At 64.9% G+C, this 24,564-nt stretch carries 22 protein-coding genes; 11 read left to right on the forward strand and 11 right to left on the reverse strand.

The genetic code is table 11. The annotated features are described in order from the left end of the window. A partial coding sequence (locus tag GOSPT_RS23340) for an SDR family NAD(P)-dependent oxidoreductase (RefSeq protein WP_005208355.1) occupies positions 1-129 on the reverse strand: 129 nt, incomplete at its 3' end. A gap of 97 nt (positions 130-226) precedes the next feature. Further along, positions 227-988: an SDR family oxidoreductase gene (locus GOSPT_RS19650; RefSeq protein WP_005208356.1), complete on the reverse strand. Its 762-nt coding sequence runs from the start codon at positions 986-988 to the stop codon at positions 227-229. 201 nt (positions 989-1,189) lie between these two features. On the opposite strand from GOSPT_RS19650, the gene GOSPT_RS19655 reads away from it, so the two are divergent. From GOSPT_RS19655 to GOSPT_RS19665, 3 genes are read left to right on the forward strand one after another with little or no spacing between them, the layout of a single operon-like run. Next, the gene (locus GOSPT_RS19655; protein WP_005208357.1) at positions 1,190-1,666 is read left to right on the forward strand and encodes a MaoC family dehydratase; all 477 of its coding nucleotides are present in this window, start codon (positions 1,190-1,192) and stop codon (positions 1,664-1,666) included. A 43-nt stretch (positions 1,667-1,709) separates the two neighbouring features. Beyond that, positions 1,710-3,221 carry an AMP-binding protein gene (locus tag GOSPT_RS19660; protein ID WP_005208358.1) on the forward strand — a complete coding sequence of 504 codons (1,512 nt, stop codon included), beginning with the start codon at positions 1,710-1,712 and terminating at the stop codon, positions 3,219-3,221. Next, positions 3,218-4,225, forward strand: coding sequence for an NADP-dependent oxidoreductase (locus GOSPT_RS19665; protein WP_005208359.1), 1,008 nt, complete (start codon positions 3,218-3,220; stop codon positions 4,223-4,225). The genes GOSPT_RS19660 and GOSPT_RS19665 overlap by 4 nt, the downstream gene beginning before the upstream one ends. Before the next feature lie 106 nt (positions 4,226-4,331). Here the strand turns inward: GOSPT_RS19665 and GOSPT_RS19670 are convergent, their stop codons facing one another. The 4 genes from GOSPT_RS19670 to GOSPT_RS19685 form a co-directional block, all read right to left on the reverse strand. Next, on the reverse strand, positions 4,332-7,616 hold the full coding sequence (locus GOSPT_RS19670) for an acetyl-CoA carboxylase family protein (protein ID WP_005208360.1): 3,285 nt from the start codon (positions 7,614-7,616) through the stop codon (positions 4,332-4,334). Next, positions 7,613-9,355, reverse strand: a complete 1,743-nt coding sequence (locus GOSPT_RS19675; protein WP_005208361.1) for an AMP-binding protein — start codon at positions 9,353-9,355, stop codon at positions 7,613-7,615. Before GOSPT_RS19675 ends, GOSPT_RS19670 begins: the two co-directional genes overlap by 4 nt. Before the next feature lie 60 nt (positions 9,356-9,415). Then, positions 9,416-10,054, reverse strand: a complete 639-nt coding sequence (locus tag GOSPT_RS19680) for an HAD family hydrolase (RefSeq protein WP_039856765.1) — start codon at positions 10,052-10,054, stop codon at positions 9,416-9,418. Positions 10,055-10,162: 108 nt separating this feature from the next. After that, positions 10,163-11,530: an MFS transporter gene (locus GOSPT_RS19685; RefSeq protein WP_005208363.1), complete on the reverse strand. Its 1,368-nt coding sequence runs from the start codon at positions 11,528-11,530 to the stop codon at positions 10,163-10,165. Between the two features lie 252 nt (positions 11,531-11,782). Between GOSPT_RS19685 and GOSPT_RS19690 the strand changes: the two genes are divergently transcribed. The 5 genes from GOSPT_RS19690 (at position 11,783) to GOSPT_RS19710 (ending at position 15,704) form a co-directional block, all read left to right on the forward strand. Next, positions 11,783-12,868, forward strand: a complete 1,086-nt coding sequence (locus GOSPT_RS19690) for a ferredoxin reductase (protein WP_005208364.1) — start codon at positions 11,783-11,785, stop codon at positions 12,866-12,868. Positions 12,869-12,870: 2 nt separating this feature from the next. Further along, positions 12,871-14,058: a fatty acid desaturase family protein gene (locus GOSPT_RS19695; RefSeq protein WP_005208365.1), complete on the forward strand. Its 1,188-nt coding sequence runs from the start codon at positions 12,871-12,873 to the stop codon at positions 14,056-14,058. A gap of 5 nt (positions 14,059-14,063) precedes the next feature. Beyond that, positions 14,064-14,372: a hypothetical protein gene (locus GOSPT_RS19700; RefSeq protein WP_005208366.1), complete on the forward strand. Its 309-nt coding sequence runs from the start codon at positions 14,064-14,066 to the stop codon at positions 14,370-14,372. A 173-nt stretch (positions 14,373-14,545) separates the two neighbouring features. Continuing rightward, positions 14,546-15,058, forward strand: a complete 513-nt coding sequence (locus GOSPT_RS19705; protein ID WP_005208367.1) for a DUF4395 domain-containing protein — start codon at positions 14,546-14,548, stop codon at positions 15,056-15,058. Between the two features lie 31 nt (positions 15,059-15,089). Continuing rightward, a complete protein-coding gene (locus GOSPT_RS19710) occupies positions 15,090-15,704 on the forward strand; it encodes a methyltransferase domain-containing protein (RefSeq protein ID WP_005208368.1) in 615 nt (204 codons plus the stop codon). A 45-nt stretch (positions 15,705-15,749) separates the two neighbouring features. On the opposite strand, the gene GOSPT_RS19715 is transcribed toward GOSPT_RS19710, so the two are convergent. The 5 genes from GOSPT_RS19715 to GOSPT_RS19735 all read right to left on the reverse strand — a co-directional run bounded on the left by GOSPT_RS19715 (position 15,750) and on the right by GOSPT_RS19735 (position 20,179). After that, entirely contained in the window at positions 15,750-16,703 is a 954-nt protein-coding gene (locus GOSPT_RS19715; RefSeq protein ID WP_005208369.1) for a Ppx/GppA phosphatase family protein, read from the reverse strand. After that, positions 16,700-17,263 carry a DUF501 domain-containing protein gene (locus GOSPT_RS19720; RefSeq protein ID WP_005208370.1) on the reverse strand — a complete coding sequence of 188 codons (564 nt, stop codon included), beginning with the start codon at positions 17,261-17,263 and terminating at the stop codon, positions 16,700-16,702. Before GOSPT_RS19720 ends, GOSPT_RS19715 begins: the two co-directional genes overlap by 4 nt. 31 nt (positions 17,264-17,294) lie before the next feature. Further along, positions 17,295-18,008, reverse strand: coding sequence for an FtsB family cell division protein (locus GOSPT_RS19725; protein WP_005208371.1), 714 nt, complete (start codon positions 18,006-18,008; stop codon positions 17,295-17,297). Between the two features lie 13 nt (positions 18,009-18,021). Continuing rightward, positions 18,022-19,305: a phosphopyruvate hydratase gene (gene eno / locus GOSPT_RS19730; protein ID WP_039856772.1), complete on the reverse strand. Its 1,284-nt coding sequence runs from the start codon at positions 19,303-19,305 to the stop codon at positions 18,022-18,024. A gap of 130 nt (positions 19,306-19,435) precedes the next feature. Continuing rightward, positions 19,436-20,179 carry a lytic transglycosylase domain-containing protein gene (locus tag GOSPT_RS19735; RefSeq protein WP_005208373.1) on the reverse strand — a complete coding sequence of 248 codons (744 nt, stop codon included), beginning with the start codon at positions 20,177-20,179 and terminating at the stop codon, positions 19,436-19,438. A 128-nt stretch (positions 20,180-20,307) separates the two neighbouring features. Here GOSPT_RS19735 and efeU point away from each other — a divergent pair, with 128 nt between their 5' ends. Genes efeU through efeB form a run of 3 tightly spaced genes read left to right on the forward strand, consistent with a single transcriptional unit; the run spans position 20,308 to position 24,504 of the window. Further along, the gene (efeU, locus tag GOSPT_RS19740; RefSeq protein WP_005208374.1) at positions 20,308-21,972 is read left to right on the forward strand and encodes an iron uptake transporter permease EfeU; all 1,665 of its coding nucleotides are present in this window, start codon (positions 20,308-20,310) and stop codon (positions 21,970-21,972) included. Continuing rightward, positions 21,969-23,162 carry an iron uptake system protein EfeO gene (gene efeO, locus GOSPT_RS19745; protein ID WP_005208375.1) on the forward strand — a complete coding sequence of 398 codons (1,194 nt, stop codon included), beginning with the start codon at positions 21,969-21,971 and terminating at the stop codon, positions 23,160-23,162. The genes efeU and efeO overlap by 4 nt, the downstream gene beginning before the upstream one ends. Positions 23,163-23,166: 4 nt before the next feature. Next, positions 23,167-24,504, forward strand: a complete 1,338-nt coding sequence (gene efeB / locus GOSPT_RS19750) for an iron uptake transporter deferrochelatase/peroxidase subunit (RefSeq protein WP_039856773.1) — start codon at positions 23,167-23,169, stop codon at positions 24,502-24,504. Positions 24,505-24,564 lie beyond the last annotated feature (60 nt).

Here is a 24,564-nt window from a genome sequence, read left to right on the forward strand (position 1 = left end):
GGTGTCGGCGCATGCCGCGGCGTCGAGATCGAGCACCGCGACGGCAAGCCCGTCGTCGGCAAGCCTTTTCGCGATCGCGGCGCCGATTCCGCGCGCTGCTCCGGTGACGATCGCTACCTTCTGCTTCATGGTGTTTCCTCCGTTGTTCGGTATTGAGGTCGATCTCAGAATGTGCTGTATGTGAATGTGGTTGTGAGCGTTGATGTGTGGTCGTGCCCCGAGCGGACTATCGGTACTGCGAGGCGTCGCCGAGTCGTTGGCCGCCGTCGATCACCATCACCTCGCCCGTCATCCACGACGACGCGTCGGAGGCGAGAAAGACGATGGCCGACGCGATGTCCTCGGGCTCGCCGATTCGGCCGAGCGGCGTGGCGGCGGCAACCTGCGGCTCGTGCTCTCGCCACAGCGCCTCGGCGAGCTTGGTGCGGACGACGCCGGGCGCGACGCCGTTCACCCGGATGCGCGGAGACAACTCGAGCGACAGTTGCTCGGTGAGGTAGATCAGCGCCGATTTCGTGGTGTTGTACACGCCGATGTTCGCCTCGTGAACCATCCCGCCGATCGACGCGGTGTTGATGACCGATCCCCCGCGCTCACCCATCCACGCCTGCACGGCGAGCTTCGTCCACAGCAGGGGCGCCCAGAGGTTCACGTCGACGGTCTTGGCGAATCGTGCGTGGTCCTGGGTGATGAGCGGGCCCGCGGCAGGGTTGGTCCCGGCGTTGTTGACCAGAATATCGATGCTGCCGAAACGTTCCAGCGTGAGTTCGACGCAGCGTTGCGCGGCATCCTCGTCGACAGCGTGGGCCGCGACGCCGAGCGCGCGAGGTCCGATCTGAGCCGCCGCCGCGTCGGCCGACTCCTGCTTGCGCGAGGTGACGACGACGTTGGCGCCGGCGTCAGCCAGTGCAACCGCGGCGGCGAGGCCGATACCGCGCGAGGCCCCGGACACCAGTGCCGTCCGTCCGGCGAGTTCGTGAGATGTCATGGCGCAGAGATCCTTTCGGTGGTGAGCAGGCCGACGTCCCGTCGGGTCGTCGTCGACGTCGTCGTTGAGAATTTGTTTGCGAGGCAGAGCGCCCCCTCACAAACTGACCCATAACGTGATCGCAGTCTCGACAACCATCTATAGTTGAAGGTGATTTCAGATTCAACATCGCCCCGTGGCGATCTGAGCACAGGAGGAACCTTGACCACCGCAACACAGCCCGTCCGCCCGACCACGGCCGCCGATCTCACCGAGCTGGTCGGAACCGAACTCGGGCCGACACCGTGGTACTCCGTCGAGCAGGACCGGGTGAATGCCTTCGCCGACGCCACCGATGACCACCAGTGGATCCACCTCGACACCGAGCGCGCCGCCGCCAGCGACCTCGGCGGGACGATCGCACACGGCCTGCTCACCCTGTCCCTCGGACCCCACCTGTCGAGCCAGTTGATCAAGTTCGACGGTTTCGCGCACAGCCTCAACTACGGCTACAACAAGGTCCGTTTCCCCGCTCCCGTACCCGTGGGTTCGCGCGTGCGTATGCGCGTCACCGTCGTATCCGCCGACGAGGTCTCCGGTGGCATCCAGGTGGTGACGTCGCAGGTCATGGAGCGTGAGGGCTCCGACAAGCCGGTGATGGTCGCCGAGTCGATCGCCCGGGTCGTCGCCGCTTCTTGACGCACAACGACGTGTCCACCACCTCGATCTGAAAGGCATTCCCATGGTCAATCTCATCGATCCCGTCGTGCGTCACGCGACGACACGGCCCGATGCGACCGCTCTTCTCGGTGGCTCGACGTCACTGACCTACGGAGAGTTCTACGACGCGGCGTTGGCCTATGCCGGGGCGCTGCGCGATGCGGGCATCCGACGCGGAGATCGTGTGCTGCTCGCGGCACCTTCGGTCCCCGAGTTCGCGATTGCCTACATGGGCATTCAGGCGCTCGGCGCCACCGTGATCACCGTCAACACGATGTCCACCGCCGCAGAGGTCGGCTACTTCCTCAGCAACTCACAGGCGTCACTGGCCATCGGGCACGTCACGCTCGGCCCAGCGGTCGTCGATGCCGCAGCGCAGGCCGGTGTTCCCTCGTGGCAACTCGACGCCGCTGCGGCGAGTCCGGGTAACGCGACCGCAACACCACTGGAGACCCCCGTCGACCGCGCACCCGACGAGACCGCCGCCCTGCTCTACACCTCTGGCACCACAGGAAAGCCCAAAGGCGCCGAGCTGACGGTCAAGAATCTGCTGTCGGCCGGAGAAGTGGCAGGCGAGGTCAGCAGGGGCACCGCAGACGACAGGTTGGGTACCGGACTGCCGCTGTTCCACGTCTTCGGTCAGGCGTCGGTGATGATGGCAGCCTTCACCACGGGCGCATCGATGTCGCTGCTGAGCCGGTTCACCCCGCGCGCAATGATCGACATGCTCGCACGCGATCGGCTGACAGTGATGTGCGGCGTCCCGACCATGTGGAACGCGATGCTGCACGAGGCGACGGAAGCGGACGGCGAAGGTTTTGCACATCTGCGCGTTGCCGTCTCCGGCGGAGCGTCGCTGCCCGGGGAGATCGCACGCGCCTTCGAGGAGCGCTTCGGGTGCACCCTGCTCGAGGGCTACGGGTTGACCGAGACCACCGCGATGGCGACGTTCAACGACATCGACCGCGGCGGAAAGATCGGTAGCACCGGCGCCGTGGTGCCGCGCATGCGCGTCGAGGTACGCGACGCCGACGGAGCCGTGTGCGCACCGGGCGTCGTCGGTGAGGTGTTCATCGCGGGCGACATGGTGTTCAAGGGTTACTGGCGCAATGACGAGGCGACCGCCGCGGCACTGTCGCACAACGGTTGGTTCCGCACAGGCGATCTCGGCGAGATCGACGTCGACGGTGATCTACGGATCGTCGACCGCGTGAAGGATCTGATCATCCGTGGTGGCTACAACGTCTATCCCGGCGAGGTCGAGGAGATCCTCTACCAGCACCCGGATGTGGTCGAAGCGGCAGTCGTCGGCGTCCCCGACAGCCACTACGGCGAAGAAGTCGCGGCGGTCGTCGTACTGACGTCGGGAGCAACAGCCACCCACGACGACATCGAGTCGTGGTGTCGAGAGCGGTTGTCCGCCTACAAGATTCCCCGCATGGTCTTGTTCGTCGACGAGCTACCCAAGGGATCTACCGGAAAGATCCTCAAACGCAACATCGATCGCACGTCACTGAGGAGGACCACCGCATGAGCGCAGTCAACCGCCAGATCAGACTCGCAGCTCGACCCACGGGTGAGATCGACGAGAACACTTTCACCGTCACCGAAGAACCGATCCCACAACCGTCGGCGGGCGAGTTCGTTGTCGCCGTCGACTATGTCTCGGTCGATCCCGCCATGCGCGGTTGGCTCGACGACGTGCCGTCGTACATCCCTCCGGTGGGTATCGGCGAGGTCATGCGCGCACACGCCGTCGGCACCGTCGTGGCGTCGGAGAATGACAAGTACCCCGTGGACACCGTGGTGTCCGGACCGTTCGGTGCGCAGGAGTACGCTGTGTCCGACGGCCACGACATCATGGTGGTCGATACCGATCTCGCGCCCGCACCGACCTGGCTCGGCGCGCTCGGATTCCCCGGAATGACAGCGTATTTCGGGCTGCTCGACGTCGCACAGACGAAGCCGGGCGACACCGTGCTGATCTCGGGCGCGGCGGGTGCCGTCGGCAGCGTCGCCGGGCAGATCGCAAAACTGATGGGCTGCAGGGTGATCGGGGTGGCCGGTGGCGAGCGCAAGTGCTCATGGCTGACCGACGAACTCGGATTCGACGCCGCCATCGACTACAAGCAGGGTTCCATCGGCAGACCGCTGCGTGCGGCCGCTCCCAGGGGCATCGACGTGTACTTCGACAATGTCGGTGGCGATGTGCTCAATTCGGCTCTGGCACAGTTGCGTACACACGCACGCGTGGCGATCTGCGGAGCGATCTCGGGGTACAACGCCACGACGCCCCCGCCCGGGCCGTCGCGCTACCTATCGCTGTTGATCAACCGCGCGTCGATGGCCGGATTCATCATCTTCGACTACCGGCGTCGCTACCCGGAGGCTCAAGCCGCATTGCAAGCCTGGATTCGGTCGGGTCAGATCACCGCGGCCGAGCAGGTCGAGAAGGGCGACATCACGGCGTTCGGCGACACTCTCGCCATGCTGTTCTCCGGAGCCAACACGGGCAAGCTGGTGTTGCAGATCCGTTAGCCCGATCGGGCCCCAAGGGACGTAACCCTTTCGTACGAAACCCAGAGCGGGGGAGGAGATTTCCTCCCCCGCTCTGGGTTTCTCACGCTGTTCTGTTGTTCCGCTCTTACTGGTGTCGCTGACGACCGAGCTGACGAATCCACGCCCGTGAGTCGGCGGGATCGATCACATCGTCGAGTTCGAAGGTCGTGGCGGAGTGCAGCGCCTTGCCGTGCTCGTACGCTTTCGCCACCAACTCGGCGAACAACGCGTCCCGCTCGGCAGGATCATCGATCGCCTCGAGCTCCTTTCGGAATCCGAGTCGTACCGAACCCTCCAGTCCCATCGGTCCGATCTCGCCCGTCGGCCACGCGACGGTGAACTGCGGTGCGTGGAACGAGCCGCCCGCCATTGCCATCGCACCGAGACCGTAGCCCTTGCGCAGGATGATCGTTCCCAACGGCACAGTCAGCCGCGCGCCGGCGACGAACAACCGTGAGAACCGGCGCACGGTTGCATGCTCCTCCGAATCCGGCCCCACCATGAATCCCGGTGTGTCACAGAGGGTCACCACTGGGAGCCTGTGTGCTTCGCACATTTCCAGGAAGTCGGCAGTCTTGTCGGCGGCCTCCGCGTCGATCGCGCCACCGAGGTGCGCACTCGAGTTCGCGACCACTCCGTATGCCACGCCTTCGACTCGGATCAGCGCGGTGACGACTCCCATGCCGTAGTCGGCCCGCACCTCGAGCGTTGAGGCGGGATCCGCAATGGAGTCGATCGCCTCGCGAACGTCGTAGGCGCGCAGGCGATTCTCGGGTACCACGTGTCGGGAGAGCCTGGTGTCCGGCGCGTCCCAGTCGACGACGTCGCCCTGGAAGTACGCGAGGTATCGCCGTGCCAGATCGACGGCGTCGGCTTCGTCGCGCGCCGCGATATGCACGACGCCGTTGCGACGCTGAAGCTCGACCGGCCCGATGTCCTCGGGACGGAACACGCCGAGACCACCGCCCTCGACCATCGCCGGACCGCCCATGCCTATGTTGGCTTCGGGTGTGGCGATGAGGACGTCACACGCTCCGGCGAGTGCGGCATTGCCCGCGAAACACCGACCCGAGACAACAGCGATCGTCGGCACCCGGCCGCGCAACGAGGCCATTTCTCGGAACGTGTTGAGCTCCAGGCCCGCCGCACCGTTGGCATCGGTATCACCCGGCCGGCCTCCACCGCCCTCGGCGAAAAGCACCAGCGGAACATTCTTGCGCTTGGCCAACTCGATCAGCCGATCGGTCTTGGCGTGGTTACGCAGTCCCTGCGTGCCCGCCAGCACCGTGTAGTCGTACGAGATAACCACAGCTTCAGCAGCTTTGGCACCGAACCGGTCGGCACCGATCGTCGCCACGCCGCCAACCAGTCCGTCGGCGGGAGTGTTCGCAACGAGGTCTTCTTCGGTGCGGCGCGTGCGCTGAGCGGCAAGTGTCAACGCCCCGTATTCGACAAAGCTGTCGTCATCGACGAGGTCGGTGATGTTCTCGCGAGCGGTACGTCGACCGATTCGGTGGCGCTTGGCAACCGCGTCGGGACGCGCGGCGTCGAGCGTCACCTCGTGCCGCGCGTTGATCTCGGCGAGATCGGGCCGGATGTGGCCCGGGTCGATCTCGGCGCGAGTCTCGACATCTGCATCACCGCCAGCAGCTCCGACGACCGCCAACGGTCGACCGGTTGCGACGGCCTGACCCGGTTCGACCAGCGCCCGGATCAGTGTTGCCGCGGTGGGCACCGACACGGTGTGCTGCATCTTCATCGCTTCCAGCACGACGAGTGCCGTACCGGGCGCTGCGGCGACGCCCGCCTCCGCCACCTCGACGACCACCCCGGACATCGGGGCCACCAGCACGTCCTCGCCGTCGGCGAGTTCGACGTCGAGGACCGGCGCCTCGGCGTCGTCGGCGATCGGCTTGGCCGCGCCTGCGGTGTCGAATTCGGTTGCACGCGCGACGAGTTCGTCGATGTGCTCGCCGAGGTACCCCGTCGTGACCGAGCCTGCGCCGAATGCCTTGTCGCCGAGTATCGCGCGTAGCAGGCCGACGTTGGTCGCGACGCCGTCGATGACGAATTCGCCCAACGCATCGGCGGTCTTGCGCGTCGCGATGGTGAAATCACCCCGCGCTGTGTGGCCGATCACCTTGGCGAGCAACGAATCGTAGCGCGGGCTCGTTGTGAGGCCCGGCCGCCCGAACGTGTCCACCCGGACCCCGGGTCCCGTTGGCGCTAAGAACGACCGCAACGTGCCCGATTGCGGCACCGTCGTGCCATCCGGGGTTGTGGTCTCCATGTTCACGCGCGCCTGGATCGCGACACCCGCCGTATCCACGGGTGTTCCGGTCACGGCTTCACCGTCGGAGGTGATGCCCGCGGGTAGCCCCAACTCTCCGAAGCGCCGGTCTGCGGCGATGGCCAACCCGATCTCGACGAGGTCGCAACCGGTCACCTCTTCGGTGATGGTGTGCTCCACCTGAATTCGCGGATTGACCTCGAGGAAGACGAATCGATCTCCCGCGACGAGGAACTCGACCGTCGCCAGCCCGCGATATCCGTTGGCGGCACACAGCCGTGCCGCGCACGCGTGCAGCCCGGCACGCATCTCGTCGGAGACGTGTTGTGCCGGTGCGATCTCGATGAGCTTTTGATGTCTGCGCTGCACACTGCAGTCGCGATCACCGAGCGCCAGTGCCGTAGTTCCAGATGTCGTTGTCCCCGAGCTGGACTCAGCCGAGATGATCTGCACCTCGATGTGCCGCGCCGAGCCGCACAGCTCCTCGGCAAACAGGTCCGCGTTGCCGAATCCCGCCAGTGCCTCGGCGGCACACGTCTTCATCGCGTCGCCGATCTGGTCGGCCGAGGTGACCTCGCGCATGCCGCGACCGCCACCGCCTGCCACCGCTTTGATCATCACGCCCGACGGGTGCGCGGCGAGCAGTTGGGCGACCTGCGCCTCGTCGACCCCGCTCTCGGTGGCGTCGAGGACCGGCACCTCTGCGGCGATCGCTGCTCGTCGTGCCGACGCCTTGTCGCCGAACGTCTCGAGGGCTTGTGCCGACGGACCAACGAACCGCAGACCGGCGACAGCACAGGCGCGCGCCAAACGTGGCTCCTCGCTGAGGAATCCGTATCCGGGATGGACAAAGGTGGCGCCGGTGCGCTGCGCGGCGTCGACGATCGCGTCGACGTCGAGGTACGCCTGCGGTCCGACGCCCTCGAGCGCGAGGGCCTCGTCGGCGGCACTGACGTGTGGTGCCTCGGCGTCGTCCGCGGCATACACCGCGACGACGCGATGCCCGGTCTCGCGGGCGGTGCGGATGATACGGAGAGCGATCTCCCCACGGTTGGCGACGAGTACGGTTGCTGAACTCATGCTTTTCCTACCTTCGCGAAGAGGTCGCCCTTGCGTACCTTGCCCGTTGCGGTCATCGGAAGTTGTTCGATGATCTCGATCTCCGGCACCTTGTAACCTGCCATGTTCTGTCGCGCCCAGGCGATGATGTCGTCGGCCGAGAGCTCTTCGCCGTCGCGCAGTTGCACGAAGGCGAAGGCGATCTGACCTCGTCGTCGATCCGGTTTGGGTACCACCGCAGCTTTGTCGACGGCCGGATGAAGCATCAGCAGCGACTCGACCTCCGAGGGGAAGACGCTCATGCCGTTGGTCTTGATCATCTCCTTGTTGCGCGCCAGGTAGTGCAGCGCGCCGCGCTCACTGAACTTGCCGAAATCGCCTGTCTGGAGCCAACCGTCGCGCAAGGCGTCGGCGGTCGCCTCGGGATTGCGATGGTAGCCGCCCATCACCGACGGACTGCGCACGATGATCTGGCCCTCGCTGCCAATCGGGACCGGATTGCCGTCGGCGTCGACGATCAGGATGTCCGTGCCGGGAACGGGTACCCCGCAGAACACCGGGTCGCCCAACAGGTCGTAGTCTCCGGCGGAGTAGCCGAGTGTGATGGTGTCCGCGGTGTGCGTTTCGGTCATCCCGTAGCTGCCTTCGCGCAACGTGTTCCCCGTCGCCTCACGCCAGCGAGCGCGGACCGTCGGGTCGAGTTTCGACACAAAAGACACTGCGAGCGGATTGGTCAACGAGGTGAGGTCGTGCGTCGAGAAGTCTTCGCGCTCCATCAATTCGATGTAGTTGTCGACGGTGCCGATCATCGAATCCACGCGATAGTTCTCGATGCCGTCGAGTACGACGCCCGCATCCCATCGCGTCAGCAAGACGACGGTGTCGCCGTTCACCAGTGGGACCAGGATTCCGGTGTCCTCCCCGGCGATCCAGAACACCGGCATGAAGACCAGCGACGCACCATGTACAGCCCCGACCCGACGGCCATGCGCCGCAGTCGCCGTGACCGCGGTGTAGAGCATGTGCCCCTGAGTGTGCCGGCATCCCTTGGGCATTCCGGTCGTCCCGCCCGTATAGTTCAGCGCGGCAAGACGATCCGGGTCGACCGGTGGAAAGTCGGTAGGCGCGGGCGTCCCGACGATCCGAGCCCAGTCCGTTGACTCCCCGGTCCGCTCGAACGGTGCGGCGGGGCTGTCCGCGAGCAGCATGTCGGAGAGATCTGTTGTCGCGATGACGCGCACCTGCGTGCGATCACGAACCGTCTCGACGAGGGCGGCGAGCGTTGGCTGGGTGATCACCACGCTCACCTCGGCGTCGGCGAGTTCGTGAGCGAGTTCGTGCTCGCGGAGCATCGGATTCACGGGCACATGAACGGCACCGAGTTTCAGTATCGCCATCATCGCGATGTGGAACTGCGGACAGTTGCCCAGGTACAGGCCGACGCTGTCGCCGACGCCAATCCCCTGTGCGCGGAGCCAGCCCGCCACACTGTCGGAAAGTGCGTCGTATTCGGCATAGGTGATCTCGCGGCCATAGAAGGCGATCGCCACTGCAGCTGGGGTCTCACGTGCCCAGTGCCGCAGGTAACCGACGATGCCCTGCGCCTCGACCGAGGATTCGACGGTCCGCGGTACGTCCACGGGCCAGTTCTCCTGCTGGATGCGGCTGACCTCCGCCAACGCGGTCTCGAGCGCGTTGGCGGCGCATGTAGACGGGGAGGTGGTGCTTGACGGCGAGGTAGTCGTCGATGAGGCGTTCACAGTGCTTCTCCTCGGTTCTCGATCATTCGTCCACGCGGGTGGACATCTGCGGTACGGATCTCACGCGGTTGCGGGTAGTCCGAACGTTTCGGTCAGTTGCCTCGCCGTGTCGGCGCCGTCGGTATGGAGGATGCCCGCGATCCCGAGCTTCGCTGCACCGTCGAGGTTCTGTTGGAGGTCGTCGATCATCACCGAATCCTGCGGCGCCACACCGAGCCGTTCGCACGCGATCTCGAAGATCCGACGCGATGGCTTGCGTATACCCACCTCAGCGGAGATGACGACAACATCCGCGAGCTCGCTGAGCTCGAAGCCCGCATAGGTGTCTCGTCCGAACGCGTTGGACACCAGGGCAACTGGAACCGACGCGGCGCGCAGCCGACCCAGCATGGCAATCGTCTCGTCGTCACGCTCGAGTCGATGCTGCATCCTCGCGGAGAGTCCATCGGACGGCACGCTTACGCCGTGTGCCCCGAGTCGGGCGGCGAAACCCTTGTCGAAGGTTTCGGCGTCGATCCGTCCTGCCTCATGATCTGCGAGCAGCGTGCGGGATTGCCCGTCGTGTCCGAGTAGACGCAGCGGCAGCTCACGGTCGCCGATCTCCGCGCCGAAGGCCCGGAAGGCGTCGAGCACGCTGGTGGTCACCACTCCCCCGAAATCGATGAGCACAGCTGATCGCGTAGTGGAACTTGATCGCATAGTTGAACTTGACCTCATATTCAATTTGTAACACACAACACGTTGCAAATGGGAGAGCTGCCCACCTCACAGAGGTGGGCAGTTCTCCCATTGGTCAGCCGGCGTTGGTCACTTCGTGACCGCGACACCAGGAACTGCGTTCGGGTCCTCCCGAACCGATGCGGGATTCGTCTCCCGCAAACGCCATGCCGACGCAAAAGTGATCAATCCCATCACCGCGACGAAGGCTGCGACCAGCGTCGTGGTTCCGGTAGCGGAGATCAGCCAGGTCATGATGAACGGCGTCGATCCGCTGATCAGGATGGCAGCGAGCTGGTAGGCCAGCGAGGCGCCCGAGTAGCGGACGTGCGGCTCGAACAGTTCACCCATGTACGCGGCGATCGGCCCGTAGGTCATCGACTGGAACACGGCAGCCACCGTGACCGCGATCATGAACATCGGCAACGACGCCGTATTGACGAGCATGAAGTACGGGAACGCCCACAGCAGAATCCCCACGCCGCCGATCATGATGAGCGGTCGGCGTCCGACTCTGTCCGACAACGAGCCCGCCCAGATCGTGACCGGAAGCGAGACAAGGCAACTGAGCATGGACCCGATCAGCAATTCGTCTCGATCCATGCCGAGTTCGGCTGTCGCATAACTCAATACGCCCGCAATCGAGATATAGAAGATGGAGTTGGTCGCAGCGAGCAGACCACAGCCCAGCAGGATCGTCCGCCAGTGCTTCTTGACGGCCTCCACCAGCGGCGCCTGTGTGACCTCCTGCCTACCTGCAGAGACTTCCTGTTCCAGCTCCTTGAACTCGTCACTGTCCTCGACGCGCGTCTGGATGAAGTAGACCACCGGGAACAGCACGACGCTGAGCAGGAACGGAATACGCCAACCCCATTCCAGGAACGCCGAATTCGACACCGCGGAACTCGATCCCAAAAAGATCATGTTGCCCAGCAGAACACCGCACGCCACACCCATCTGACCGAAGGTGCCCGCGAAGCCACGCCGCTTGGGACTTGCCGACTCCGTCAGCAACAGCACGATTCCGCCCCATTGGCCGCCACAAGCCAAGCCCTGTAGGAATCGCAATGCGACCAACAGGATCGGTGCCGCGACTCCGATCGTTCCGGCGGTCGGCAGACACCCGATCAGGAACGTCGCCAACCCCATCACGAACAGGCAGACCACCACGACTGGCTTTCGGCCGAACTTGTCACCGTAGTGGCCCGCAATGATCCCGCCGATCGGTCGCGCGACGAAGCCGGCCCAGAAGGTGCTGAACGACAGCAACGTCCCCATCAACGGCGATGAGTCGGGAAAGAAGATGTGCGGGAACACCAGTGCCGCAGCAGTTCCGTAGAGGAAGAAGTCGTACCACTCGATCGAGCTACCGACGAGCCCCGCGGCGAGCAACTTCCGATGCGCTCGCCTTCTTCCCTGCGCGACCTCGTCGCCCTGGGCAACTACTTCTGATGTCATCGATCACTCCTCATTCGGCTTCAGCAGATTGAACTGAATCTGAGTTCATATTCAGAGACGAAGTTAGTGATGTCAATCACTTAAGACAAATTGAAGTGATGTGAATCATCACCCAGCCCGAAAGAGAGCTGGCCTTCAGATCCATAGAGGGGTGCACAACTGAGAGAAGACGTGCAACACTATTCAGAGCACAGTCGTTCACTGAACGGTTGTGACAGCCTCACGAATCATCGCTTCCGAACGGAGCACTGCATGAGTATCCGTCTTCCCGAGGTGATCGGATCGGTCGTCGAAGCAGGCCTCTCGCCGCATCCGGTCGACCGGTACCTCGAACTGCTCGACCCCATGATCACCTGGCGCGATCTGCGCGCAAAGGTTGTCGACGTCACACGTCCGACCTCACGAACCGTCCGCATCACCTTGGCCCCCACCAGGCAGTGGCGCGGCCACCGCGCAGGACAGTTCATCCAGCTCAAGGTGGTTATCGACGGCGTCAGACACGTCCGTTGCTTCTCGCCTGCCAACGCGCAGGGGCACTCCGACGTCATCGAGTTGACCATCACCGCTCACGACGACGGGTTCGTCTCGACGTACCTCCGCGACAATGCGAAAGTCGGCGACGTCTACGGCCTCGAACAAGCCGACGGCGATTTCGTCCTACCGCAGAGTCCGACGGGTCCCGTGGTGTTCGTCAGCGGAGGCAGCGGCGTAACGCCGACGCTGTCGATGCTGAGAACACTTGTAGCCTCAGCGCACGGTGGTCCCGTCACGTTCGTCCATTACGCACGGACGTCCGACGGCGTCGCGTACGCCACAGAACTCAATGCGCTCGCAGCCGCGCACTCGAACGTCGATGTGCGCCTGCGGTACACCCGCGGGTCCCACGGAGATTCCAATGCAGGACACTTCGCACCTGCACATCTCGATGGCATCGCTCTCGACGACGCGGACGTCTTCGTCTGCGGGCCGTCCGCGCTGATGGATGCTGTCATCGACCACCTCACCGACGCCCACCCCACGGCGCGAGTACACAGTGAATCCTTCCGCCCGACTCCGGCGGCGATCATCGATCCCGACGAACCGATCTCCGGCGACGTCGCATTCACGACGTCCGGCAAGGTCGCAGCCAACGACGGCCGCACCATTCTCGATCAGGCGGAATCCGCAGGACTATCTCCCAAGTCGGGCTGCCGAATGGGAATCTGCTTCTCCTGCACCGCAGTAAAGAAATCCGGCTGCACCCGCAACGTGCTGACCGGCGACATCGACAGCGAAGCCGACAAGCAGATTCAGCTCTGTATCAACGCACCTGTCGGCGACGTGGAAATCGAGGTTTAACAATGACTGTCACCACCATCACCCCGTCCGAGCACACCAACGTTCCGCCTGCGCTGCGCGGATCGTCGGACCCCAACACCCTTCATCTGAGCTACGAGCAGGTCGAAGCGCTCGGTCGCGACCTCGACGAGGTGCGCGCGCGCGTCGTCGCCGACCTCGGCACGAAGGACCGCGAATACCTGTACTCGATCATCCGCGCGCAGCGTGGTTTCGAGATCGCTGGCCGCGGGCTGCTGTTCTTCGGTTGGTTCCCCCCTGCCTGGGTCGCCGGTGTCGGCGCACTGAGTGTGTCCAAGATCCTCGACAACATGGAGATCGGGCACAACGTCATGCACGGCCAGTACGACTGGATGCGCGAGGACACCTACAACTCGCGCGAATTCGAGTGGGACACAGTGTGTCCCGCCGACCAGTGGAAGCACAGCCACAACTACATGCACCATACCTTCACCAACATCATCGGTGAGGACCGTGACATCGGCTACGGCATCCTCCGGATGGCCCGCGACCAGAAGTGGAACCCCTACTATCTCGGCAATCTCGGATACGCGACAGCGCTGATGCTGCTGTTCGAGTGGGGTGTGATGCTCCACGACCTCGAGGCCGAGAACATCGTGGCGGGCAAGCGCAAGTGGACCGACATCAAGGGCCTGGTCAAGGGCATGTGGCGTAAGGCGAGCAAGCAGGTCCTCAAGGACTACATCGTCTTCCCCGCGCTGTCGGGTCCGTTCTTCCTCCCGACGCTGCTCGGCAATGCCAGCGCGAACCTGGTGCGCAACATCTGGACGTACTCGATCATCTTCTGCGGCCACTTCCCCACCGGGGCACAGACGTTCAGCGCCGACGAATGCAAGGACGAGACGCGCGGGCAGTGGTATCTGCGACAGATGCTCGGCTCAGCCAACATCACCGGGAGCAGCCTGTTCCACATCATGAGCGGTAACCTCTCGCACCAGATCGAGCACCACCTCTTCCCCGACATCCCCGCGAGCCGCTACCCGACCATCGCCAAGGACGTCCAGGAGATCTGCGAGAAGTACGGCCTGCCGTACAACACCGGCCCTCTGCACCAGCAGTTGGCGTCGACATGGTCGAAGATCGCGAAGCTCTCCCTGCCCAACTTCATGACCTCCGACGACAACGACCTCACCGTCATCGTCGAGCGAGAGAAGTCGGCCGGGGTAGCCTGACGCACATGATCGATCGCTACGAACGCAACAAGGACATCGTCCAGGAGATCGTCGAATCCACCGCAACGCACGTCGGACGGATCGCGACGATCATCACGACTGCGGTCGCCGACGTTGCGCGCGAGGTCGGCGACATCGTCACCGACGGCTTCGAGATGCGTGATGCGGCTCGAAAGGCCAAGGCCGACGACCATCGTGAGGTCGTCGACGCAGAGTTGGTCGACGCGATCGACGATGCCGACGCCACCGAGACGGCGATCCGTGCCATCGAGACCGACCGCAGGGATGCGCCCGAGGAGCACGACCGCGCATAGTTCGTCGCACATTCACGGCGGGGCCTGATCCGATCAGGCCCCGCTGTTGTGCATTCGGAGCCATCTCCGCTGGTCGGCGGGGTTCCGATCATCGTGACGCCAAGGTTGGCGGCAGCAATCGGCCGCGCCGTAATGTTGTGGTGTTTCGCTAGCCTCGTCTGCCTTGGAGTCCCGTGTCCGCACCAGCCATCCTCACCTTCCCCAACCCGGTCAACGAGTATGCCGCCCGGTCGACGGCGGGTCTGGTCGTCATCCTGGCAATCGTTGCCAACGTGGTGAATCACCCCATCGTCTACGCGTTGCTGGCTCTCGGATTCCTGCTGCGCGTGATGGCAGGCCCCAAGCTGTCGCCATTCGGCCAGCTCTCCGTCCGGGTCATCGCGCCCAAGATCTGGCGCAAGAGCAAGCTCGTCCCCGGACCGCCCAAGCGCTTCGCGCAAGCGATCGGACTCGCCTTCTCCACCACCGCGCTGGTTCTGAGCCTGCTCGGCTACGGGCTGGCAGCACAGATCGTCGTCGGCCTGCTGATTGTCGCGGCGGTGCTGGAATCGGTATTCGGATTCTGCCTCGGCTGCGTGATCTTCGGGTTCCTGCAGCAGCGCGGCGTGATCCCCGAAGACGTGTGCGAGGCCTGCAACAACATCTGGCTGCGCAACCCGGAGCAGGCGCCGGCCGATACTCACTGAGTTACCCCGACGCCGATGTAACACTGGCACGGTGGAACAGCCCGGATACGACGCACTGGCGCAGCTCTACGCCGACTCCTTTCCAGCGCCGTACCAGTGTGCCGTCGAACGACGCGCCGTCGAGGCATTTGTCGACGAGGTGCGCGAGCATGATCCGTCCGCGACCGTCTTCGACGTCGGGAGTGGAATCGGCCATGTGACAGCCGATCTCGTCCGATGGGGTGTACGGACGGTCGGCCTCGAACCCAGCAACGGGATGCGCAGCATCGCGATGCGTACACATCCCGAATGTCATTTCATCGACGACGATGCTCTCCTCGCGCGAGCGGCGGCGGACATCGAATGCGGCGCAATCCTGGCTCGGTTCAGTCTGATTCACGTGCCCCCAGAAGAACTGCCCGATGTTCTGGCGGCCTGGGCAACTCGGTTGGCCGGCGGAGCACCGGTGCTGATCGGCGCGCAGGCGTCGCGGAGTGCCGACACCATCGCGTTCGATCACCGAGTCGCGCCCGCGTGGCGCTGGCATCCAGATGCGCTCGCGCGCCTGCTCTTCGAGGCGGGCTTCGACGAAGCGTGGCGGATGATCGCGCAGGCCGACGGCACCCATCGTTTCGCCGAGCTACACCTGATGGCGCGGCGTCGATGAAGGTCGTGTTGTGACAGGACTTTTCGCGGCCCAACCAGTGAGGGCCTAGTCCAGCAAGCCCAGGGCAATGCCATCGAGGATGTCGTGCTCGCTGACGACGAGTTCGGAGATGCCTGCGCGTTCGGACAGGACCCGAGCGAGCTCGAGCGTCACCAGCGCCCCACCGCCGATCACATCGACGCGACCGGGATGCATCGGTCCGAGCGCTGCGCGGGCGTCGCGTGTCATCGCGACGAGGTCGTGACAGACGCGGTCGAGGTCGTTGATTCCGATGCGCGACAAGTGGATTGCGTCGGAGTCGTAGACGTCCATCCCCGCATTCACGGCCGCGATGGTGGTGAGTGTTCCCGCCACCCCGACCCAGGTGTGTGCACCCTCGACCGGCACGGCGTCGAATGCGACGGCGAGTCTGTCGTGAATGAACTGCGTGGCGTCGCGAACCTCGTCTGCGGTGGGCGGGTCGGAGTGCAGAGCGCGCTCGGTGGTGCGCACGCATCCGACATCGGCAGAGTACGCAGCCGACACCCCCTCCGCACCGCCGAGCACGACTTCGGTCGAGCCGCCGCCGAGATCGGTCACCACGAACGGCCCTTCGGCAGGATCGAGTTCGCCGACGGCACCGCGGAACGACAGCCGCGCCTCCTCGTCACCGGTGATCACCTCCGCCTGCGCACCCTCGACGACGCAACCGAGCAGCTCCGCGGTCATCGCGAAGAAGACGTCGCGGTTGCGCGCGTCGCGGGTTGCCGAAGTGGCGACCATACGAACGCGTTCGACGCCGAGCGAGCGCATCACGTCGACGTAGTCGGAGAGCGCTACGCGAGTTCTCTCGATCGCCTCGTCGGCGAACTGTTTCGTGGCGTCGACCCCCTGCCCGAGGCGCACAACCCGCATCTCGCGGTGCAGATCGCGCAGGCCACCGAGAGGTGGCGCGGCCTCTTGGGCGACGAGAAGTCGGATGGAGTTGGTGCCGCAGTCGACGGCGGCGACCACGGTCACTGGTCGGACTCCGCGTCGTCTGTGGTTGCGGGGATTTCGGGCCAGTCGGCCGGAATCGCCGTGCCGCGCATGCCATTTGCGGCGGCGAGCGCCACGGCCTCGTCGCCGAGGGGATTGACACCGGGCCCCTTGGCGAGCGAGTGGGCGATCAGGACATGCAGGCACTTGACCCGATCCGGCATGCCGCCGCCGGAGAAGTCGGTGCCGAGCGATTCGATGGCGTCGCGTTCGGCGAGGAACGACTCGTGTGCGCGACGGTAGGCGGCGGCGAGATCGTCGTCGACGGCCAGGCGTGCGGTCATCTCCTTCATCACACCTGCCGACTCGAGTCGACTCGCCTCCGCGGTCAAGCGGGGATCGGTGAGGTAGTAGAGCGTCGGAAATGGCGTGCCGTCGGGCAGCCGCGGGGCGGTCTTGACGACGGCGGGCACACCGTCTGGAGTGCGATAACTGACCTCGATCACGCCGCGGGGCTCACGACCGAGTTGTGTGGCGATGGTGGCGAGGTCGTCGTCGCTCACCTGCTGGCCGGCAGAGTGGTTGCCGTCGGATGTACTCACGCTTCTTTGCTACCAGTTCGGTGTGGCGAACTCAGTGCGACCCCGGGGCGTCGGCTCCGGGCGGGGTCGATACGGACTGCCACAAATTGCCGTACCAGGGGTTGGCTTCGTGTGCCGCTTCGCGCTGACGCTCAGCGCTTCGGGCAGCCTCGTCGGGATAGAGCATGACGAACGGCGTCTCGCCCGGCTTGACCAGCTTGAGTCGTTCTCGTGCCTTGGCCTCGATGTAGGCGGGGTCGTTCTGCTCGTTGACCTTTTGCTGGTAGTCGGCGACCTGGTCGCGCAACTGCGCGTTGGACTCCTCGAGTTGGGAGAACTCGGAGTGCTGCGAAAAGTAGGTGCGCAGCGGCATCGCCAACGTGAGCGCGACGATCCCGACCACCAACGACAACACCACGGCACGCTTCGCGTCGATGTGGTGGAGTCGCTGCGCAATCCGTTCGGTGAAACCCGCCCGTCGTCGACGCTGTGCCCGCAGCTGCTCGCGTTCACGCCGAACGTCGGAGAATCCGTCGCCCGCGTCGCTCTCGATGTCGGGGAGATCGTCAGAGTGTTCGTCGGCGACCTCGGCCTCGAAATCGATGACCGCGTCGTCGTAGATCTCCTGTTCGCCGGTCTCGATGACCGAGACCGGCGAACGGCGAGACGTCGATCGCTCACGCCGGGGCGTCTTGCGGGCACGCTCCCGGGAGCGGGGGTCGCTCGTCGACGCACGCGTGCGTCGACGTCCTGAGCCCTGTGCCATGGGCTCTAGCTAATCACGAACCGTACGTATATCGGGGGAAGGCGAGGTCTCCCGCGTAGCGTGCCGCGTCGCCGAGGCCCTCCTCGATACGGAGCAACTGGTTGTACTTGGCGACACGCTCGCTACGCGCGGGTGCGCCGGACTTGATCTGACCGCAGCCGCATGCGACGGCGAGGTCGGCGATCGTGGTGTCCTCGGTCTCGCCCGAACGGTGGCTCATCATCGTCTTGTAGCCGTTGTTGTGGGCGAGCGTGACGGCGTCGAGGGTCTCGGTGAGCGTTCCGATCTGATTGACCTTGACCAGCAACGCATTTGCCGCACCCTTGGAGATGCCCTCTTCAAGACGCTCGGGGTTGGTGACGAACAGGTCGTCGCCGACGAGCTGTACCTTGTCGCCGAGCGCGTCGGTCAGCTTGACCCAGCCGTCCCAGTCGTCCTCGGACAGGCCGTCCTCGATCGACACGATCGGGAACTCGTCGACGAGCTTCTCGTAGTAGCTGATCATCTCGTCGCTGGAGAGCTTCTTACCCTCGAGGTTGTACACGCCGTCGCTGTAGAACTCGGTCGCCGCGGCGTCGAGAGCGATCGCGATGTCGCGGCCGAACTTGTAGCCAGCAGCCTCGACGGCTTCACCGATGACAGCGATGGCAGACGCGGTGTCGGGTAGGTCGGGGGCGAAGCCACCCTCGTCGCCGAGCGCCGTGTTCAGGCCGCGCTTGTGCAGCACCGACTTGAGCGAGTGGTAGACCTCAGCACCCCAGCGCAGCGCCTCCTTGAAGGTCGGCGCGCCGATCGGAGCGATCATGAACTCCTGGAAGTCGATGCCGTTGTCGGCGTGCTCGCCGCCGTTGATGATGTTCATCATCGGGACCGGGAGGATGTGGGCGTTGGGGCCGCCGATGTAGCGGAACAGCGGCAGTCCTGCCGACTCTGCGGCACCCTTGGCCACCGCAAGCGACACGCCGAGAATGGCGTTGGCGCCGAGCCTGCTCTTGTCGGGAGTGCCGTCGGCGTCGATGAGGGCCTGGTCGACGAGCCGCTGCTCTTCGGCCTCGATACCGATGACCGCGGGTGCGAGTTCGCTCAACACGCCCTCGACAGCCTTGGTGACGCCCTTTCCGCCGTAACGCTTGCCGCCGTCACGCAGTTCGACGGCCTCGTGCTCACCCGTCGACGCGCCGGATGGCACAGCGGCACGGGTGAACGTGCCGTCGTCGAGGACGACCTCGACCTCGACAGTCGGGTTGCCTCGCGAGTCCAGAATTTCGCGTGCACCAACCTGTTCGATGATTGCCACGGTGTTGCCCCTATCGGTGAACATGTCGGCGCCTCGCGCAGCCGACGGGTACGGGATCAAAGCCTAGTCGGTGAAGTCAACAGTCACGCATCAAGCGCGCAAGGCGGGGGTCTCGAGGTCGGTGCGGCGTTCAGTAGCGGACGTTGATCGAGTACGCGTTGGCGTGATCGCGCACGTCGATGACGTACGCCATCGAATTGTTGTAGACCTTGACCGCCTTCTCCCAACCCTGCGGTGTGGTCATGTCGCCGCCCGCTGACACGCAGAGGTAGCGGGCCGCTGACAGCGCGGCGTCGTCGATGTTGTCCGGATCGGCCTTGCCGTCACCGTTGGCGTCGACGCCGTAGCGTCGCCATGTCTCGGGGATGAACTGGAACGGCCCCATCGCGCGGTCGTGGGTGGCGTCGCCGTCGAGCTTCCCGCCGTCGGTGTCGGGGATCTCCATGTTTCCGCGCGTCCCGTCGAGCGGCACGCCCCGGATCGGTGGGCGGACATCGCCGTTCGGCGCGATCTCGGAGCCTCGGTACCGACCGTGTTTGCTCTCGACGCCCCCGATGCCTGCGAGCGTTGTCCACCCGATCCCGCACTCGGGGTGTTGCTGCCTTTGGATTTCGGCGGCGTTGCCGTAGGACTCCAGCGCGACGAACGGGATACCCGTGGCGTCGGAGATCGGCTTGGCCCAGTCGCGTAGCTGCTCGGCAGTGCGTCCGGGTGCGTTGATGTCGACGAAAGGTACCGGCGTCCCGAGGCCGGGCGGGATGCCGTCGGGAATGTCGGGACGCTTCAGGGAGGGCAGGTCAAGGCACGCCGACGTCAGAATTGCGACGCAGCTGAGAGCGGATATCGAGGCGAGTGCCCGTCGAAGGGTGGTCATCGATTCACCATCGTGCCATTGGTCCCTTGGTGATCTCGCATCGCGCAGCGTAGCCTTAGCTCGCTTACCGTAAGTAAGGCTGTGCTGACCAGCCACAACACAGCAAATCGGACAAACCGGAGAGATACGTGTTCGCGACCCTCATCATCGGCCTCCGCGAGGGGCTCGAGGCGGCGCTCATCGTGGGCATCATCGCGGCCTTCCTCCGACGCCAGGGCCGCACCGACGCTCTGCGCTGGATGTGGGTCGGGGTCGGCGTCGCCGTCGCCATCTGCGTCGCTGTTGCCATTGGACTCGAGGTGCTGTCGCGCGACCTGCCGCAGCGCCAGCAAGAAGGCCTCGAAACCGTCATCGGCGTCATCGCCGTCGCGATGGTCACGTACATGATTGTGTGGATGCGTCAGCACGCACGCGATCTCAAGGGCGACCTGGAGGCCGCGGCCACCGACGCGGTCAACGAGGGTTCGGCGATCGCGTTCGTGATGATGGCATTCCTCGCGGTGCTCCGCGAGGGACTCGAAACGTCGGTTTTCCTCGTCGCGGCTTTCAACGCCAGCAACAACGCCGTGCCGTCGGCATTGGGCGCGATCCTCGGAATCGGCATAGCCGTGCTCCTGGGCTACGGCATCTATCGCGGTGGCGTCCACATCAACCTCGCCCGCTTCTTCAAGGTCACCGGCCTGCTGCTCGCCCTGGTCGCCGCAGGACTCGTGATGACCGCCTTCCGCACCGCGCACGAGGCGGGCTGGCTCAATGTCGGCCAGCAACAGGTCGTCGACCTGACCTGGCTGGTCCAACCCGGCTCCATCCAATCCTCGCTGCTGACCGGCGTTCTCGGGATTCAGCCGAAGCCTGTGCTCATCGAGGTCGTCGGCTGGGCGGTGTATCTGCTCATCGTCGGCACCATCGTGCTCTGGCCCGCGGGCAAGGCATTCCCCCGACGCGCCGCAGGGCTGGCGTGCGGCGCTCTCGCCGGAGTGCTCGCGATCGCGGCCGTCGTCGTCTTCTCCACGGCACCGGCAGAACCTGACGCGCCGTCGGACACGATGCGCGCCAGCGTCTCCGGCACGCCGTCGACGTCCGGTGTGCTGACGGGCAAGACCATTCGGGTCCCCGACCCCGTCGCAGTACACGTCGAGTCCGCCGACGCCACGCAGGCATCGGGCACACTCACCTCAGGATCTGTGTCGACGCCGCTGCCCAAGCTCACTCCCACCGACGACGCGCAGATCGGCTCGACGAGCTACCCGACCTATCAGCAGCTTGCCTCGCCGAACCTCGATATCGCCTCGCTGGTTCCCGACGCTCCCGCGCGCGTCACGCCCGCACAGGTCGCCGCGGGCAACAACGGACGCCTGCCGGTCGGCCTGAACACGCAGACGTTCGGAGCCGACGCACCGGTGATCTACACGGTCACCGCAACGGTGACGACCAGCGTCGACCCGACGTTCCACTCGCCGGTCGCCGCGGATGTCCACTACGTCGTAACCGCGACGGCCACACCCGATTCTGGAGCGGCCGTGGTGCTCGGGAAGGTCGCGACCTTCGACGCCGAGCACACCGCTGATGCCGCCGAACTCGGTGCGCTGCAACACGCCATCGACCAACGGTCGGCACATCACACCCGGTCCGTCGTCGTGCCCCTGTGGCTTGCGGGCGGCGCGGTCGTCGCCGCGATTCTGGCCGGAGTGCTGCTGGTACGACGCAGGCGTCCGACGCCGCCACCTGAACATGAGGATTTGCAGACAGGGACCCTGACAGGCCCCGCTCACACAAAGGAGAAAACCACATGAGGGTGCGACCACTGGTGGCCGTCGGCGCGGCAGCCGTCGCCGTCGTCGGGATCGCGGGCTGTTCGGACAGCTCCGACTCGTCGAACTCGTCGTCGGATGTGAAGACCGTCAAGGTCGAGATCACCGATCAGGGCTGCAAGGCCACCCCGGACAAGGTCGACGCGGGGCCGATCACCTTCGAGATCACCAACACGAATGCGGCGGCGGTCAGCGAGGTCGAGCTGATCAAGGACAACCGCATTCTCGCCGAGCGGGAGAACATTGCTCCCGGTATGGCGTCGGTGTCGTTCTCCCACAAGCTCGATGGCGGCACATACGAGCTGTACTGCCCCGGCGCCACCAACGAAAAGACTCAGTTCACGGTCACCGGCAAGGCAACGGAGGCAACCGGAACCGTCGCGGACAAGCTGAAGACCGCGTCCGCCGACTACAAGGCCTACGTGATCACTCAGGTCAACAGCCTCGTCGAGAACACCAGGACGCTGACCGACGCCGTGAAGGCCAACAACCTCGAGGCCGCACGGGAGGCGTATCCCAAGGCCCGCCCGTACTACGAGCGCATCGAGCCCATCGCCGGCGCATTCTGCACCGACGGTTCGACGGACTGCTCCGACAACGCTTCTGTCAGCCTCGATTTCGCGATCGACGCCCGTCCGGACGCAGTCAGCCCCGGCGACAAGTGGGAGGGCTTCCACGTCCTGGAGAAGGCGATCTACCAGGACAAGAACCTCGCGAACATGGGCCCTGTCGCAGCGGAACTGCAGAAGAACGTCGAACTACTCCAGAGCGTCGTCAACAAGCCGGAATTCACCTTCGCTCCCGCTGAAATCGTCAACGGCGCAGGCGATCTGCTCGACGAGGTCTCGACGACCAAGCTCACCGGTGAGGAAGAGGCGTACTCGCACATCGACATCCTCGACATGCAGGCGAACATCGAGGGCTCCGAGCAGGCCTTCGCCATGGTCAAGCCTGCGCTGAAGGAGATCGATCCGCAGCTCACGCAGACCATCACCGACGCGTTCGCGAGGGTCGACTCACTCATCGACACCTTCCGCGACCCCAACGAGCCCGGCGGCTTCAAGAACTTCACCCAGGTGACCGCCGAGCAGAAGCGCGAGATGGCAGCGGCCATCGTCGCCGTCAAGGATCCGCTGGCGCAGGCCGGCGGAAAGATCGCCGCAGCGAGCTGATGTGATGTCCGCCGACGACAACAATTCGACGCAGCAACCGGATGACGCCAGCCCATCCGACCAGACCGCCGAGACGTCCAGCAGTGGACGTGGACCGCGCTTGGGACGTAGGGGATTTCTTGGTGCCGCCGGGCTCGCCGGAGTTGTCGTCGGCGGCGCTGCGGGCGGCGCCATCGGCTATGCCGCCGCACCGAAACCGACCGACACCGCGTCGGAGGCCGTCGAATTCTACGGCGAGCACCAAGCCGGAATCATTACACCCCAACAGAATTCGCTCGTGTTCGCCGCATTCGACGTTGCCGACTCGGTGACAACGCAGCAACTCGAGGTGATGCTCGCACGGTGGGCCGCCGCTTCCAGCCTGCTCACGCAGGGCAAGCCCGTCGGACCGGTGGAGACTCGTCCGGGCTCGCCTCCCGCGGATACCGGGGAGGCATTCGACCTCGGGCCGAACAAACTCACGATCACCGTCGGCTTCGGCCCGAGCCTGTTCGACGACCGATTCGGCCTGCGCGACAAGATGCCCGCCGCGCTGAAACCGTTGGGACAGTTGGCAGTCGACACGACGATCGATCCGTCGATCAGCGGCGGCGACATCTGCGTGCAAGCCTGCTCCGAAGACCCACAGGTCGCCTTTCACGCCGTCCGCAACCTTGCCCGCATCGGCCGCAGCGTTGTCACGCTGCGCTGGCTCCAGGAGGGTTTCGGCCGCGCGTCTGCCACGTCGACGTCGCAGGTGACACCACGAAATCTGTTGGGTTTCAAGGACGGAACGGCCAACATCAAGGCCGAGGACCCGAGCGTCGCCAAAGAATGGGTCTGGGTCGGCGACGAGACGGATCAGCCGTGGATGAAGGGCGGCTCGTATCTGGTGTCGCGCAAGATCCGCATGCACATCGAGGCGTGGGACTCCGACGACATCGGCAACCAGGAGTTGATCTTCGGGCGCACCAAGGACGTCGGCGCTCCCCTGTCGGGCGGCAGTGAGTTCACCACGATCGACTTCCACAAACGACTCGACACCGGCAAGTACGCGGTCGACCGGTTCTCGCACGTGCGACTCGCACACCCCGATAACAACGGTGGCGCGCAGATCCTGCGTCGGGGATACAACTACACTGACGGAATCGACACGCGCACAGGAACTCTCGCCGCCGGACTGTTCTTCATCGCGTACCAGAAGAACGCGCACGAGCAGTTCGTCCGCATCCAGAACAACCTCGCCCAGGACGGGCTCAACGAGTACATCGCACCCATCTCGAGCTCACTGTTCGCCATCCCACCGGGACTGTCGAAGATCGGCGACTGGTACGGCAAAAAGCTCTTCGGGTACACGGACTAGCGCGGCGGCGTCGGGGCGGCGGCGTCGGGGCGGACCGCCCCCACCCGCGCAGAAAGTAGG

Source organism: Gordonia sputi NBRC 100414 (assembly GCF_000248055.1).
GTDB classification, from domain to species: domain Bacteria; phylum Actinomycetota; class Actinomycetes; order Mycobacteriales; family Mycobacteriaceae; genus Gordonia; species Gordonia sputi.

What these genes read in the sequence shown, in the direction of transcription:
- GOSPT_RS19650 (WP_005208356.1), bottom strand. Translation starts at nt 988, where the DNA reads ATGACATCTCACGAACTCGCCGGACGGACGGCACTGGTGTCCGGGGCC.
- GOSPT_RS19725 (WP_005208371.1), bottom strand. Translation starts at nt 18,008, where the DNA reads ATGGCACAGGGCTCAGGACGTCGACGCACGCGTGCGTCGACGAGCGAC.
- GOSPT_RS19695 (WP_005208365.1), top strand. Translation starts at nt 12,871, where the DNA reads ATGACTGTCACCACCATCACCCCGTCCGAGCACACCAACGTTCCGCCT.
- GOSPT_RS19700 (WP_005208366.1), top strand. Translation starts at nt 14,064, where the DNA reads ATGATCGATCGCTACGAACGCAACAAGGACATCGTCCAGGAGATCGTC.
- GOSPT_RS19660 (WP_005208358.1), top strand. Translation starts at nt 1,710, where the DNA reads ATGGTCAATCTCATCGATCCCGTCGTGCGTCACGCGACGACACGGCCC.
- GOSPT_RS19670 (WP_005208360.1), bottom strand. Translation starts at nt 7,616, where the DNA reads ATGAGTTCAGCAACCGTACTCGTCGCCAACCGTGGGGAGATCGCTCTC.
- GOSPT_RS19665 (WP_005208359.1), top strand. Translation starts at nt 3,218, where the DNA reads ATGAGCGCAGTCAACCGCCAGATCAGACTCGCAGCTCGACCCACGGGT.
- efeB (WP_039856773.1), top strand. Translation starts at nt 23,167, where the DNA reads ATGTCCGCCGACGACAACAATTCGACGCAGCAACCGGATGACGCCAGC.
- efeO (WP_005208375.1), top strand. Translation starts at nt 21,969, where the DNA reads ATGAGGGTGCGACCACTGGTGGCCGTCGGCGCGGCAGCCGTCGCCGTC.
- GOSPT_RS19680 (WP_039856765.1), bottom strand. Translation starts at nt 10,054, where the DNA reads ATGCGATCAAGTTCCACTACGCGATCAGCTGTGCTCATCGATTTCGGG.
- GOSPT_RS19690 (WP_005208364.1), top strand. Translation starts at nt 11,783, where the DNA reads ATGAGTATCCGTCTTCCCGAGGTGATCGGATCGGTCGTCGAAGCAGGC.
- GOSPT_RS19735 (WP_005208373.1), bottom strand. Translation starts at nt 20,179, where the DNA reads ATGACCACCCTTCGACGGGCACTCGCCTCGATATCCGCTCTCAGCTGC.
- GOSPT_RS19685 (WP_005208363.1), bottom strand. Translation starts at nt 11,530, where the DNA reads ATGACATCAGAAGTAGTTGCCCAGGGCGACGAGGTCGCGCAGGGAAGA.